Source organism: Streptomyces sp. NBC_01341 (assembly GCF_035946055.1).
Classification (GTDB): Bacteria; Actinomycetota; Actinomycetes; order Streptomycetales; family Streptomycetaceae; genus Streptomyces.
This window is the reverse complement of sequence record NZ_CP108364.1, coordinates 713325-727060: the sequence shown is the minus strand read 5'-3', so window position 1 is coordinate 727060 and position 13736 is coordinate 713325. Positions and strand designations below refer to the sequence as shown.

The 13736-nt window shown below is 72.6% G+C and carries 10 protein-coding genes and 2 pseudogenes; 5 read left to right on the top strand and 7 right to left on the bottom strand.

Translation table 11 applies throughout. The annotated features are described in order from the left end of the window. Positions 1 to 178: 178 nt before the first annotated feature. Positions 179 to 379 (bottom strand): hypothetical protein, encoded by a 201-nt coding sequence (locus tag OG206_RS03275; RefSeq protein WP_327111961.1) that lies wholly within the window; start codon positions 377 to 379, stop codon positions 179 to 181. A 330-nt stretch (positions 380 to 709) separates the two neighbouring features. Between OG206_RS03275 and OG206_RS03270 the strand changes: the two genes are divergently transcribed. Beyond that, the gene (locus OG206_RS03270; protein ID WP_327111959.1) at positions 710 to 952 is read left to right on the top strand and encodes a DUF6411 family protein; all 243 of its coding nucleotides are present in this window, start codon (positions 710 to 712) and stop codon (positions 950 to 952) included. A 125-nt stretch (positions 953 to 1077) separates the two neighbouring features. On the opposite strand, the gene OG206_RS03265 is transcribed toward OG206_RS03270, so the two are convergent. Further along, entirely contained in the window at positions 1078 to 2259 is a 1182-nt protein-coding gene (locus OG206_RS03265; RefSeq protein ID WP_327111957.1) for an acyl-CoA dehydrogenase family protein, read from the bottom strand. 228 nt (positions 2260 to 2487) lie between these two features. Here OG206_RS03265 and OG206_RS03260 point away from each other — a divergent pair, with 228 nt between their 5' ends. Beyond that, positions 2488 to 4500 carry a hypothetical protein gene (locus OG206_RS03260; protein ID WP_327111955.1) on the top strand — a complete coding sequence of 671 codons (2013 nt, stop codon included), beginning with the start codon at positions 2488 to 2490 and terminating at the stop codon, positions 4498 to 4500. A 210-nt stretch (positions 4501 to 4710) separates the two neighbouring features. On the opposite strand, the gene OG206_RS03255 is transcribed toward OG206_RS03260, so the two are convergent. The 5 genes and pseudogenes from OG206_RS03255 to OG206_RS03235 all read right to left on the bottom strand — a co-directional run bounded on the left by OG206_RS03255 (position 4711) and on the right by OG206_RS03235 (position 9834). After that, positions 4711 to 5985: an MFS transporter gene (locus OG206_RS03255; RefSeq protein ID WP_442805935.1), complete on the bottom strand. Its 1275-nt coding sequence runs from the start codon at positions 5983 to 5985 to the stop codon at positions 4711 to 4713. A 17-nt stretch (positions 5986 to 6002) separates the two neighbouring features. Further along, on the bottom strand, positions 6003 to 6542 hold the full coding sequence (locus tag OG206_RS03250; RefSeq protein WP_327122165.1) for an ArsR/SmtB family transcription factor: 540 nt from the start codon (positions 6540 to 6542) through the stop codon (positions 6003 to 6005). 72 nt (positions 6543 to 6614) lie between these two features. After that, a pseudogene (locus OG206_RS03245) lies at positions 6615 to 8278 on the bottom strand (acyl-CoA dehydrogenase family protein); the annotation flags it as partial. A 65-nt stretch (positions 8279 to 8343) separates the two neighbouring features. Continuing rightward, positions 8344 to 8718: pseudogene (locus OG206_RS03240) on the bottom strand (TetR/AcrR family transcriptional regulator); the annotation flags it as partial. Between the two features lie 18 nt (positions 8719 to 8736). Next, a complete protein-coding gene (locus OG206_RS03235; protein WP_327111951.1) occupies positions 8737 to 9834 on the bottom strand; it encodes an alkene reductase in 1098 nt (365 codons plus the stop codon). 685 nt (positions 9835 to 10519) lie between these two features. Between OG206_RS03235 and OG206_RS03230 the strand changes: the two genes are divergently transcribed. From OG206_RS03230 to OG206_RS03220, 3 genes are all read left to right on the top strand, one after another. Further along, positions 10520 to 10690, top strand: coding sequence for a hydrophobic protein (locus OG206_RS03230; RefSeq protein WP_327111949.1), 171 nt, complete (start codon positions 10520 to 10522; stop codon positions 10688 to 10690). A gap of 239 nt (positions 10691 to 10929) precedes the next feature. Next, the gene (locus OG206_RS03225) at positions 10930 to 11652 is read left to right on the top strand and encodes a response regulator transcription factor (protein ID WP_327111947.1); all 723 of its coding nucleotides are present in this window, start codon (positions 10930 to 10932) and stop codon (positions 11650 to 11652) included. Beyond that, complete coding sequence (locus tag OG206_RS03220; RefSeq protein WP_442805789.1) at positions 11636 to 13729, top strand: ATP-binding protein; 2094 nt, start codon at positions 11636 to 11638, stop codon at positions 13727 to 13729. Before OG206_RS03225 ends, OG206_RS03220 begins: the two co-directional genes overlap by 17 nt. Positions 13730 to 13736: the final 7 nt, after the last annotated feature.

Below are 13736 nucleotides of genomic sequence, written 5' to 3'. Positions count from 1 at the left end.
CCATCGGCTCCGGCAGTTCGGGAACGGGCCGATACTGCCACCCGGTCGCCGTAGCGCGGGCCGTCGTCGCGGCGCAGCCGGTCGCGGGGGAAGTCACGCGGCGACGGCAGCCGGCGGGGCGGCGGCGTCGGGCACCGGCGCGTGGCGGTGCCCTGGCGCCTTCCCCGCGGATGCAGCGTCAGTTCACGGTGGACTCGTGTGCCCGGATCGCTCTGAGGCCACGCCCCAGGCTGGTGAACTCGGCATCCAGGTCGTTCCCGCGCACGAGGTAGTTGTGCACCCGCCCGCCCTCCGGGCGCTCGATGGCCCGGTACAGGGTCCCGTTCACGGTGATCGTCCAGTCGTCGCCGTCCTGGGCCCACCCGACCGTCTTCTTCACAGTGCGTCTCCTCCGTCGTCGTCGCCGTAGCTCGGCGGCTGTGTATTGGCATGAAGAACGGCCTGCGGCGCTCCACGGTTCCGGGATCTCTGCGCCATTCGAATGGACCTGATGAATCGTCACGGAAGAGGCCTACAGGCTGACTTGAAGGGTTCAGGTAAGTAGGACAACCTGCCCGGCGCCCAGGGTCGGGCGCTCGGGTGGGGCAGCTCGGGCGGTGTCGGCCCGCCCGCCGACCCGGGGGCGGGCCGACACCGGAGGTCCGTCGTCGGCATACAGGGCGCGGCGTCGGGCACACGGCAGGTCCGACGTCGATGTGAGGAGTTCGTCATGGTGGTAGTCGGCATCGTTGCCGTATGCGTCGTCCTGGCCGTCCTGGCCTTCTTCGTCCCGCGGCTGTCCCGTCACCCGGAACGCGGTACGCAGCGCACCCTGGGACTTGGATCGCGTGCGGGCGGCAAGGCCCCCGGCGTGCTCGGCCGGATCTTCAGCAAGCCCTTCCGCAGCAGTTCCAAGGCCGTCGGCCACAGCGGCTCGGCCGGTCGCCGCGCCCGGGGCCGTATGCCCTTCTGACGGCGCGGCCGCCGGGTGTCCCCCGCAGCGAAGAGCCCCGGTGCACCGGACCGAACGCGATGACGGTCCGGGGCACCGGGGCTCCTTCGCTGCTCACCCGGGGCGGACCCGGGCGAGCCGCCGGCTCAGACGAAGGCGCCGATGCCGGTGATCGCGCGACCGGTGATGAGGGTGTTGATCTCCCGTGTCCCCTCGTAGGAGTAGAGCGCCTCCGCGTCGGCGACGAAACGGCCGATGCTGTAGTCGAGCACGATGCCGTTGCCCGCCAGCAGTTCACGGCCCCATCCGACGACCTCGCGCATCCTCGTGGTGCAGTGCGCCTTGGCCATCGCCGAGTGCTCGTCACGGAAGGTGCCCTCGTCCTCCAGCTGGGCCAGCCTCACGACCATGCCGAGACAGGACGTGGCATCGCTGAGCATGCGGACCAGCAGGTCCTGGACCAGCTGGAAGCGGGCGACGGGACCGCCGAACTGTTCGCGCTCGCGGGTGTAGTCCAGGGCGATGCGGTACGCCGCCAGCATCACGCCCACCGCCTCCCAGGCCACACCGCTCCTGGTGTGCCGCAGCACGTCGGCGGTGTCCCGGAACCCGTGTGCCTCCTGGAGCCTGTCCTCCTCCGGCACACGGCAGTCCTCCAGCACGATGTCGGCGTTCTCCACGGTGCGCAGAGCGATCTTGTTCTCGATGAGGCGGGCCGAGAACCCCGGGGTCGAACTGTCGACCACGAAGCCGAGCACACCGCCCTCCCCGCCCTCCTCCCTGGCCCAGACGACCACGAGATCGGCGAAGGTGGCGTTGCCGATCCACCGCTTCTCCCCGTTCAGCACCCAGGTGTCGCCCTCGCGCCGTGCGGTGGTCCGCAGACCCGCCGCCACATCGGACCCGCCCTGGGGTTCGGTCAGCGCGAACGCCCCGATCTGCTCCATCCGGCCCATGGCGGGCAGCCAGCGACGACGCTGCTCCTCGGAGCCGCAGCGGGCGATGCTGCCCATGGCGAGCCCCGCGTGCACCCCGTAGAACGTGGCCATCGAGGCGTCGACCCGCGCCATCTCCATCGCGATGAAGCCGCTCAGCAGGCTGCTCGCGGTGGTGGTGCCGCACTCCTCGTACGCCAGACCGGCGATGCCCAGCTCCCCGAAGCGCGGGATCAGATGGTGGGGGAACGACGCCTTGCCCCACCAGGTGTCCGCGTGCGGGGCGACTTCCTCGTGCAGGAACTCCCGGACGTGATGGAGCGTCTTGCGCTCTCCCTCGTCCAGCAGCGCCTCGAAACGGTACAGGTCCTCTTCCAGCATGCCGCCGGCCATCGCGTCCGCCCTCTCACCACATGTTCTGATCCCGCTCTTTCCAGAGCGACCGCCTACCCGCTGATCCACGGGGAATACCGACCGGGCCCTGCCGCGGAACCGGGCCGGCCCCCGCGCGCCCCCGCCGCGCCCGGGGAGAGCGCGCCGACCGGGCTGATGTGACCGTCACACGATTGGCTCGTTTGCCCCAGTGACGGTTTCCGCCCACGGCTCGGAAGGCACCCACCCATGCCGCTCCACCCCTCGCCGCTTCGCATCCTCGGCAACGGTGCGCGTCTCGACGTGAAGGAGGCAGAGGCCGCACTCGTCGAGCACTATCCGCGCCTCGTGCGTCTGGCCTACCTCACGCTGCCGCCGAGCCTCGGCAGGCACCGCAGGGTGCTCGCCGCGCACGCCGTGGTGCAACGCGCGCTGTACGGCGGCGCGCCCACGGCGCCCGGACAGGGCGAGGGAACCGTTCCCGCCCCCCGGACCGCCGGTTCCGCCGGCCACGGCGGCGGTCCGCAGGCGCCCGCGTACGCCGGAGTCCGCCTTCGGGTCGTACGCTCCGCGCTGGCCTACGACTCACGCCCCCGCTGGTGGCCCGCGCGCGTTCCGCCGCCCGCGACGCTGCGTCCCTCGATGCCGGTGGTGCGGGGGCTCCGGCTCTTCCCACGGGCGGGCGGGATCGAGGAGTTCACCCTGGACCGGGTGGTGGCGGAGGTGACGGGGCCCGCCCGTGCGGCCCTGGGGCTGCTGCTCCTGGAGTCCCTGTCCGAGGACAGCACGCGCACCTTGCTCGGCGAGGCGGGTGCCGCCGCTCCCGCCGACGCCGTGAGGGTGGCCGGAGAGATCGCGGGAAGCGACCACGACCGGGTGCGGACGCTGCTCCGGTCGCCGGAGTTCGATCCCTGCACGGTGCAGACCCGGCCCAGTGACCTGCTGCGGCGCCGGAACCGGAGACGAGCGGGGACGGCGGCGGTCGCCCTCTTCGCCGTGGCGGGAGGTCTCGCCCTCGACGCGGCCACCGGGCCCGGCCACTCCGGACCGCCCGCCGTCGCCCCGCGTGCGACGCCGGTCGTCGGAGCGCTGGATCCTGTCGCCCTGGCGCGGACGCCCGCCGGTCAGTGGGCCGACACCTCACGCGTGGACTTCAGTGCCTGGGCGCCGCGTGGCGGCCGCACCGACGACGAGGCCCTGCTCGCACGCGCACTCGGTGCCTGGGCCCGGCCTCCTGCGGGCGCCGCCGTCACCCGGGCCCCGGGCACCCCCGACGTACCGCCGGCACAGTCTCCGCGGCTGCTCTTCGCGGGTGATCTGGGCGGCGAGGCCGTGGTGCTGTTCCATGACGGAGGCGTACGGGTCGTCAGGTACGCCGAGCCACGGTCCCGGGGCGGGGTCCCCGAACTCGACTTCGCCAGGGTCGACGACGCGGATGTCACCACGGCCGCGGCGGTCGTCGTCAGCCGCTCGGGCGGCGCCGCCAGGTTTCTGCTGGCGCCGTGGATCGCGGAGTCCGCGACGCGCGACCTCCTCACCCCCGACAGTCCGGCACGACCGCTGGACGTCGACGAGGACGGGGTCACGGCGGCGGTGTCCGGTCCGGCGGGCGGCGGCGGATGCGGCTCCTGGCCGGTGATGCAGCTGCGGTCCTCGGAGAGGATCGTGGAGAAGCACGCGTTCCTCGTGACGGATCTCGGGGATCTCTCGCCCGTGCACCTGACCCACACACCGAAGCCCGGATCCGGCGCACCGGCGAGGCAGCCGCGCGAGGCGACGGGCACCGACGCGCTGGTCGGCTGGGCGCGCACCGCATGCTCGCTCCAGGGCCTGCGAGGCTCAGGGGTACGCGCGGTCAACCACTGGCAGTTCGCCGAGCAGTCGCTTCCCGGCATCCGCGCCGGCGCGAGCTGGGTGTGCACCAGGGCGGACACCTGGCGGGGACAGGGGCGGGTCCTCGTGCAGTTCGTCCCTCCCGCGACGTCCGCCACGGCTCCGGCGGAGGTCGTCGCCGACCGGCGGAACACCGCCCTGTGCAGCCGCTTCGGCCAGCACGTCGTGGCCGCAACCCGTTGGAGGTCGCCGACGGGTGCCTGGTACGTGCTGGCCGCGGGCAGCCGGGCGGCTACGGGCATCCAGGTGGCGGGCTCGGTGCGAGGAGCCTCCAAGGGCCGGACCCTGGCGGTCCCCGCCCCGCGCGACGCGGTGTTCCGGGCGAGCGCGAGGCTGCGCGGCGGAGGGACGATGCAGTCGGTACGGTGACCGGCACCCGGCTGCCGAACGCCCGGGGTTCCTTCCGCGGTCCTTCGCGCCCTGGTTCCGCGGTCCTTCCCGCGCCGGTGAGGATACGTCCGCGAGCACGGGCCGCCCATTGGCTCCGCGCACGGGCAGTCGCGGTGCGGGGAGCGCCGCCGAGTTCTGTCATGGCCGACCGGTGCGGGAAGGCTTGTCGCGACGCTCTCGCGGCAGGCGTCACAGCAAGCCGGGCGCACTCTCCTGGGCCGGGTCCTTGGATACCGGGTGATCCGGACCGACAGCCGGGGCGGCGGCTCGCAGCGCCGCTTCGACCCGCCGGTTGCCGGTCATGGACGCCGTGACGGCCGTCGTCGCCAGGAGGAGGCCTGCGGCGGCGTAGAGCGGGGTGCGGATGTCGTACGCGGTGGCCAGCCAGCCGGCGAGGAAGGCGCCGACGGGGGCCGCGCACATGGCCAGCATGCGGGAGGTCGAGGCGACCCGGCCCATCAGGCCGGTGGGGACGATCGCCTGCCGGAGGGAGGGCCCGAGCACCATCGTGGCGCCCATGCCGGCCCCGCAGACGGCGAGCGCCAGCCCCGCGACGTACGGGTTCCGGGCAACGGCCAGGCCCAGGACGGCAAGCCCTTCCACGGCGGCCGTGCAGGTCATGGCGGTGCCGGTGCCGAGTCGTCGGCCGAGGTGGGAGGCGATGCCCGCACCGAGCAGACCCCCTGTGGCCTCCGCCGTGAGGAGCAGTCCGAAGCCATAGGCGTCGATACCGAGGCGTTCGTGAGCGAAGAGCGCGAGGACGGTCTCCACCGCGATGAAGGCGATGTTCCCGACCGCCGGGCGGAGTGCGAGCCCGAGCAGTACCCGGTCCCGGAAGACGTACGAGGCCCCGGCCCGCGCCTGCCGAAGCAGCGACTCGCGGACCTCCGGCACCGGGCGGGGCATGGCGGGCAGCGTGCGGACGAGCAGCGCGGAGAGCAGGAACGACACCGCGTCGGCCAGCAGCGGAACCGTTCGCCCGAGCGCGAGCAGCACACTGCCCGCAGGCGGCCCCACGAAGCCGGACATGGCGGTCTGGGCGCCGCGCAGACGGGAGTTGGCGCGTTCCAGGAGCGCGGGGTCGCGGCGGAGCAGATCCGGCAGGTAGGCCGTGGCGGCCGTGTCGAAGAAAAGCCCGCCGAGGCCGAGCAGGAAGGCTGCGGCCGCGAGCAGCGGAATGCTCAGCACGTCGAGCGCGGCCGCCACCGCCGGTATCGCGAGCAGCGCCGCACGCACGGCGTCCGCGACCCACATCGTGCGCCGACGGTCCCAGCGATCCACCAGCGCACCGCCGAGCACCCCGAAGAGCAGCCACGGCAGCGTCCCCGCGGCCGTGACGACGGCGAGCGCCATCGGATCCCGCGTCAACGTCAACGCGATCAGGGGTAACGCGGCCTGGGTCACCCCGTCGCCGAGCGAGGACACCGTCTGCGCGGTCCACAACCGTCCGAACCCGTTCGGCAACGTGCCTGCGTTCGTGGTCACTTGGCACCCTCCTCGGTCTGCTTCGGCTGAGCCGGGCGGAACAGCGCGAAGACGAGTGACGCGTCCGGCAGCGAAGGATCGGACAGCTCCCGGAACTCGTCAGCCACTTCCTGCAGCCGCGCTCCCAGTTGGGCGAACTGCTCGTCGGTGAGCCGCAGGTGTGCCATCCGCACGTGCCGCTCGGCGCCCGCCGGCGCCGCCTCCAGGTCCGCCACCGCATGCCGCATCAGCATGTCCGGACCTCCCTCGCCCGGGTCCGGCAGCGCGATCGACCGGGCGGCCATGGCGTAGTACCGCTCGGTGACGCCCCGGACCTTCCGTGTCCGTACCACCTTCACCAGGCCGGCCCGCTCCAGCAGCCGCACGTGATAGCTGGAGCTCCCCTTCGCGAGGCCCACGCGCTCGGCGATCTGCGTGATCGTCGCGGGCTCGAAGCGGAGGACGGCCATGATCCGGTGGCGCGTGAGACTGGAGACGGCGCGCAGTTGCTCGTCCGTGGTGACGTGAAACGTCTCGGGGAGATCGGCGGTAGGCATGCGAGTAATGGTCAACGATTCTTGACCATTGGGCAAGGGGGTTCGCACGATCCTCCGGGCGAAAGAGGTCAGACGGGGAGCCGCCCCCGGCAGCGCCGTGAAGTCGGAGCCGGGCGGCAGGGTGCCGAACGCGAGGCCGTGGTCGCCCGCCAGACGCGACGCGCAGAAGGCGTCGGCGACGGCGTGCGGTGCGTGGCGGACGAGCAGGGACCCCTGCAGCACGAGAGCCGCGCTCGATCACGCGGCGGGCGCGCAGCGGGGCGTCCTCGGTAAGCGCGAACTCCCCCTGCAGTTCGCGCCAGGCCGCGTCGAGCCGCGCGTCCGCCCCCGCGGCGGCCTCGATCTCCGCACGGAAGGCGTGGAGGGACTCGGGCTCACGCGCCAGAGCGCGCAGCATGTCCAGGGCGTTGACGTTGCCCGAGCCCTCCCAGATGCCGTTGAGCGGGGCCTCGCGGTAGAGGCGGGGCATGCCGGACGCCTCGTCGTAGCCGTTGCCACCGAGGCATTCGAGGGCCTCCGCGACGGCGGCCGACTGGCGCTTGCACACCCAGTACTTGCCGATCGCCGTGGCGAGGCGGAGGAAGGCGCGCTCCTGGGTGTCACCGCGCTGCGCACGGTCCGTCGCCCCGGCCAGGCGCAGGGCGAGGGTGGTCGCCGCCTCGGACTCCAGACCGAGATCGGCGAGGACGTTGCGCATGAGCGGCTGGTCGGCGAGCTTCGCACCGGACACGGTCCGGTGGCGTGCGTGATGGGCGGCCTGCGCCAGCGCGGCGCGCGTGCCGGCGGCGGACCCCAGCACGCAGTCCAGCCGGGTCATCGTGACCATGTCGATGATGGTGCGCACACCCCTGCCCTCGTCCCCGACGAGCCAGGCCACGGTGTCGTCGAACTCGGGCTCGCTGCTGGCGTTGGAGCGGTTGCCGAGCTTGTCCTTCAGCCGTTGGATACGGAAGGTGTTGCGGCTCCCGTCCGGCAGGACGCGCGGGACCAGGAAGCACGAGAGCCCGGCCGGTGCCTGCGCGAGCACCAGGAACAGGTCGTTCATCGGCGCGCTGGTGAACCACTTGTGGCCACGCAGCCGCCAGGTGCCGTCGCGCTGTTCCGTCGCGGCGGTCGTGTTGGAGCGTACGTCGGTGCCGCCCTGCTTCTCGGTCATGCCCATGCCCGCGAGCAATCCGCGCTTCCCGGCCGGGGCGCGCAGGCCGGCGTCGCACGCACGGCTGGTCAGCAAGGGCTCGTACAGCTTCGCGAGACCGGGGGAGTGGCGCAGGGCCGGCACCGCCGCATAGGTCATGGAGACGGGGCAGCCGTGGCCCGCCTCGGCGCTGCTCCACACCATGAAGCCGGCCGCGCGCGCCACATGCGCTCCGGGACGCGCATCTGCCGCGCGCGCCACATGCGCTCCGGGACGCGCATCCCCCCAGGGGGCGCCGCCGAGCCCTTCCCCGATGGCCACGTCCATGAGGGAGTGATAGGCGGGGTGGAAGTCCACCTCGTCGACGCGGTGCCCGTAGCGGTCGTGGGTCCGCAGCACGGGCTCGTGGCGGTTGGCCTCATCCGCCCAGCGCTGCACCTCCGTGCAGGGCCTCCAGGCACCACTCCGCGCCCTCGCGGCGTACGCCGTCGAGCAGCACGGGGTCGTCGGCGACGTCATGGCCCGTCAGCGGCGGTGGCTGATTGGTCACCTCGTGCGTGGTCCCCGAGGGGCGGCTGTACGGGACGTGGGTCGCGGACATGGAGGCCCTCCGGTGCTGGGACGGACGGTGGTGGTGGAAGAGCGCGTGGGGCTCCCGCGCAGCGCAGCGCAGAGCAGAGCCATCGCGGTGAGGTCGGAGAGCAGTTCCGTGGTGTCGCCGCCCTCCGGGGCGCCGAGCGGCGCGACCAGGACTTCGCCGACCGCACCGGTGAGCGCCGCCGCGGTCACGTCGGCGTTCTGGGGTGGCAGTACCCCCTGTGCCATGCCTTCCGCGGTCACCTCGGCGAAGAGTTCGCGGTACCGGCGGCGGAATTCCAGGCGCTCGCCGCCGACGGACGGTTCGGCCGGGGCCGCGAGCAGTGCGTAGGCCAGCCCCCGGTTCTCCAGAGCGCGCCGGGCGAAGACCTGGACGCCGGCCGCGATGCGTTCGACGGGGGTGCCGGCACCGCCCAGGACCGCGCCCAGGACCTCCACCTCGCGTCGGCACACCGGTCCGGCTCAGCCGTGCGTGGGGTAGTCGGTGTATCCGACGGGCCCGCCGGTGTACATCGCGTACCTGGACCGTACGGCGTTGACGGGTGCACCGGTGCGCAGTCGTTCGACGAGGTCCGGATTGGCGAGGAACGGGCGGCCCAGCGCGATGAGGTCGGCGCCCGCGGCGAGCAGACGTTCGGCCGCCTCCCTGCCCCCGTCGGCGGGGATCCCGGCCGCGGGCAGCACCGGATTGGCGATGAGAGTGCCCGGCCAGATCTCGCGGAGGCGGGCGAAGAGCGGTTGTCCGGGGGAGGCGAAGGCGACGTGGAGGTAGGCCAGGCCCTTGTCCGCGTTGGCCGCGAGCAGCGCAGGGTAGAGGACGTCGGCGTCGGTGTCCGTGACGCCGTTGACTGCGTGGCCGGGGGAGATGCGCAGACCGGTCCGCTCGGCACCGATCGCTTCGACGACGGCGTCGGTCACCTCGGACGTGAAGCGGATGCGGTTCCCGACGCTGCCGCCGTAGGCGTCGCTACGGAGGTTGGTGTTCGGGGCCAGGAACTGGTGCAGCAGGTAGCCGTTGGCGCTGTGCACCTCGACCCCGGCGAAGCCGGCGTCGACGGCCCGGCGTGCTGTGGCGGCGAAGTCGCGGATGGTGGTCCGGATGTCCTCGGGAGTCATCTCCCGCGGGGTGACCGCCTCCTGGCGGCCCGTCGGTGTATGGATCGGTTCGGGCAGCGGGATCGGAGAGGGGGCGATCGGGGTGAAGCCGCTGGTGTCGGGGTGGCCGACACGTCCGCCGTGCTGGATCTGGAGGAACATCGGTCCGCCGCCGGCTGCCCGGACGGCCTCGGTGACCCGCCGCCAGCCGTCGGTGTGGGCGTCGGAGTGCAGGGCGGTGATGTTCGGGTAGGTCCGGCCGACCGGGCTGGGGGTCGACGCCTCGGCGATGATCATGCCCGCACCGGCGCGCTGGGCGTAGTACTCGGCCATCAGCGGGGTGGCGGTGCCGTCGGCCTCTGCACGGTTGCGGGTCATGGGCGCCATGACCAGGCGGTTGGCCAACTCGTGCCGGCCGAGGCGGGCGGGGGAGAGGAGGAGCGACGTCGTGGTCTCGGAGGTCATGCACGTACCGTAAAACCTGACACCGGTGTGAGAATCAAGGCGCACGGCGTGTTCCGCGTCGTGCGAATCGGCGAGCCGGCCCGGCGTACGGGCGTCAGCGAGCGCTCGCTGCCGCCGGGTACTTCGCCTCATTCGTGGCGGAGACCGAGCCGGACGGGGCGCCGGCCGAGACGGACGCCCGGCCGGTATCCGATCGCGGCCTGACCCACTGCGCGATCCTCTCGGGCGGCACGGAGACCGATTCCCCGCGCTTCCTGCGCCGGGCGACTACCAGTACTGCAACGACGGCACGACCTATCACCTCCACGGGGGAAGGAACCAGAGCGCCGGCGCGGACCTGGACCGGGATGTCTGGCGGATCCGCATCTGCGTTCCTTCCTCGGTGGGAGAAGGGGTGTCCTGGGTCTGCTCGAACTGGAGCTGATCGCGGATCGATCGAGGACGGTCTCGACGTGGCATCGAGGACGGCCCCGACGTGGAGACGTGGCGCGGGTCGCGCGGTTGCCGCCCCGAATTGTCCGCGGTCGGTTAGGTCGCCCGGCGCACCCGCTGCGGCGACTGTGAGGGGCGGGGCGGGCCCTGAACAGGCGAGATCGCATGCCCGCCGCGACGAATAAGAAACAGATAAATTCGCAGGCATGGGCGGGAGGTGCCGGGGCACCCGCCTTTTCGGAGGTTGATAACTATGGTTCCCCTGCTTCTCGTCCTGCTTCTCGCCCTGGTTCTCTTCGGAGCCGGGTTCGCACTGAAGGCCCTGTGGATCGTCGCCGTGATCGTGCTCGCCGTCTGGCTGCTCGGTTTCGTCATGCGTTCCGCCGGTACCGGTGGCCGACGTGGCCGTTGGTACCGCTGGTAACGCCTGTTCGTCCCCACGGTGCTGCGGGGCGGTCCCGGACCAGGAGGTCCGGGACCGCCCCGCAGTCATGTGCGGTTCGCGTGAAAATGCGGCGACCGGTGCGGGGGACGCGCACGCGCGGGGCAGGAGCACAGTGTGTCCGGGGGCCCGCCGGACGCGCAGGGGAACCGCGCACCTCCACCGGCGGGCCTCCCGGCCGCCTGCGCCTGTGAGTCCGGGGCTCCCTTACGATCGTCCCCGTGTGCGCACACGTCATAGTCGCGGAAGACGACGCGAAACAGGCCGAGCTGATCCGCCGCTACCTCGAACGCGAGGGGCACGCGGTCACCGTGGTGTCGGACGGCCTCGCCGCGCTGGAACAGGCCCGGCAGGGTTCGCCCGACCTGCTGGTACTCGACGTGATGATGCCCCGGGCCGACGGGCTCGACGTGGTCCGCATCCTCCGTGCCGAGGGACGGGAGACGGCCGTCCTCATGCTGACCGCACGGGCCACCGAGGACGACCTGCTGCTCGGGCTCGACCTCGGCGCCGACGACTACATGACGAAGCCGTACAGCCCGCGGGAACTCATGGCGCGCGTACGTACGCTCCTGCGCCGCACCCGGAGGGACGCCGACCGCGAGAACGGTCACGTCCTTGCCGTGGGCGCGCTGGCCGTCGACCCCCTGCGCCACGAGGTAGCGGTCGACGGCGTGGGGGTCGAGTGCACGCCGGGCGAATTCAGGCTCCTTTCGACGATGGCTGCCGAGCCGGACCGGGTGTTCACGCGGGAACAACTGCTCGCCGAACTCCATGGCTTCGACCGGTACATCAGCAGCCGTACCGTCGACGTCCACATCATGAACCTCCGTAAGAAGATCGAGCCCGCCCCCAGGCGTCCCGTGCGGCTGCTCACCGTCTTCGGCGTCGGCTACAAGCTCACGGATCCGCGGAAGGGCTCCGCACGTGCCGCGTCGCTCTGACCACGCCGGCCACAGGCTGCCCCTGCGAAAGAGCCTGCTGGGCCGGATGCTGGCTGTGTCTGCGCTCGTGGCGGCCTGTTCGGTGGCCGCGACTGCCTGGCTGGCCGTGCAGACGACATCCGGTGCCATCGAACAGGAGCAGGGGCGCAACCTCGCGGCGGACACCCGGGTCCTGGACACGCTGCTCGCCTACGCGGCCGAACACCCCGGCTGGCAAGGGGTGGGGGCCACCGTCGACGGTCTGGCCGACGAGTCCGACCGGCGGATCACCCTCACGACCCAGAGCCGGGCGATCATCGCCGACTCGGCCGGGTCCACACCGTCCCCGCCGCCACTGCCGCCCCAGGCGTCCGCGGTCGTGGACCCGCTGTCCGTGGCCGCCGTGACACCGGGGTCCGAAGCGGGGTCCGTGACCGTCGCGGCACCCGGAGCGGGCGGGGAGCCGCGCTCCACGAGCGACCGCGTCGACCCGCGGGCCGTCGGCCCGTTCCGGCTGCCCGAGGCCGAGCGTGTGTCGCTGAAGCGCGCCGCCGACGCGGCGGTGCTCTGCCTCAGCCGTTTCGGGATCGCCTCCGACGTCGTGGAGGGACCGAGCGGGCGCCCCCGCATAGCGGTGGTGGGCAACGATCCCGACCGCACACGGAGCACCCGGTGCTCCATGGACGCACTCGACCGCCCCACGACCACCGAGCGCAAGGCGCTCACGGCGCTGAACGAACTCGTGGACGCGTGCCTGGACCGGCAGGGGCGCGAAGCCGTGCGTCTCGACCTCGATCTCTCCTGGAACACGGCCGCGGAATCGCGCTCCTCGGCGGCCTACCGTGAGCCCACCCCCATGCCCGCCCCCGGCTTTCCCCGCACACCCGTCCCGACAGCCGCACCCGCCGACGGCGTCGACGGAGAGGCGCCGGTGCCGGCCGAGCGGTCCACCGCTCGGCCCCGCCAGGCCGCGACGCCGGTGCCCGGCCCGGCACTGCCACCCGACAGCGAGAACGACCGCGACATCGCCTCCTGCGTCGCCATCGCGCGTCAGGAGCAGCTCAGTTCGTACGTGGCGTCCCCGGCGCTGCTGTTCATCAGCGACCCCGGCGGCGGTGCCGTCCCGGGCTTCGAGCTGTCGTCGGCGAACACGGCGAAGATCACCGGCGTCGCCGCACTGGTCCTGGCACTCACCGTCGGGGCCTCGGTCCTCGCCGGTGCCCGGCTCGTACGGCCGCTCCACGCGCTCACCGGCGCCGCCCAGCGGATGCGCGACGGGGAGGACCCGTCACATGTGGTCGTCGCCGCCGACAACGAGATCGGCCGCCTGGCGGCCGCCTTCAACGACATGTCGGCCCACCGCGCCCGCCTGGAGGAACAGCGCAAGGTGATGGTGAGCGACGTCGCGCACGAACTGCGCACCCCGCTGAGCAACATCCGTGGGTGGCTGGAGGGGGCGCAGGACGGCATCGCCGACCCGGACGCGACGTTCGTCTCCTCGCTCCTGGAGGAGGCCGTGCAACTGCAGCACATCATCGACGACCTCCAGGACCTGGCCGCGGCCGACGCCGGAGCGCTGCGGCTTCACCCGCAAGCGGTGCGGATCGACGAACTGCTCGCCCACGTCGTCGCCGCCCACCAGGCGCCGGCCGAGGCCGCAGGTGTCACCCTGGACGTGGAACCGCACGCCGGGCATGACCCCGTCCCCGGGCTCGTCGCCGACCCGGTGAGGCTGCGTCAGGCGATCGGCAACCTGGTGACCAACGCCGTGCGCCACACCCCGGCGGGCGGACGGGTGGTTCTGCGGGTGTACGCGGACAGAGCCGGGAAGGCGGGCCAGGACGCGGTGGTGGAGGTCGCCGACACCGGCACGGGGATCGCGCCGGAGGACCTGCCCCACGTCTTCGACCGGTTCTGGCGTGCCGAGAAGTCACGTAGCCGCCGCACGGGCGGCAGCGGCCTGGGACTGGCGATCGTCCGCAAACTCGTCGAGGCACACGGAGGGACGGCCGACGTGGTCAGCACCGTGGGGGAGGGCTCCGTCTTCACCCTCCGGCTTCCTGCGGCAGGCCCTGATCCGACGAACACAGCGGCCTGACAGCTTC

Excerpts from the sequence above, each read along its gene's own strand:
- OG206_RS03270 (WP_327111959.1), top strand. The coding sequence starts at position 710 with ATGGTGGTAGTCGGCATCGTTGCCGTATGCGTCGTCCTGGCCGTCCTG.
- OG206_RS03265 (WP_327111957.1), bottom strand. The coding sequence starts at position 2,259 with ATGGCCGGCGGCATGCTGGAAGAGGACCTGTACCGTTTCGAGGCGCTG.
- OG206_RS03260 (WP_327111955.1), top strand. The coding sequence starts at position 2,488 with ATGCCGCTCCACCCCTCGCCGCTTCGCATCCTCGGCAACGGTGCGCGT.
- OG206_RS03250 (WP_327122165.1), bottom strand. The coding sequence starts at position 6,542 with ATGCCTACCGCCGATCTCCCCGAGACGTTTCACGTCACCACGGACGAG.
- OG206_RS03235 (WP_327111951.1), bottom strand. The coding sequence starts at position 9,834 with ATGACCTCCGAGACCACGACGTCGCTCCTCCTCTCCCCCGCCCGCCTC.
- OG206_RS03230 (WP_327111949.1), top strand. The coding sequence starts at position 10,520 with ATGGTTCCCCTGCTTCTCGTCCTGCTTCTCGCCCTGGTTCTCTTCGGA.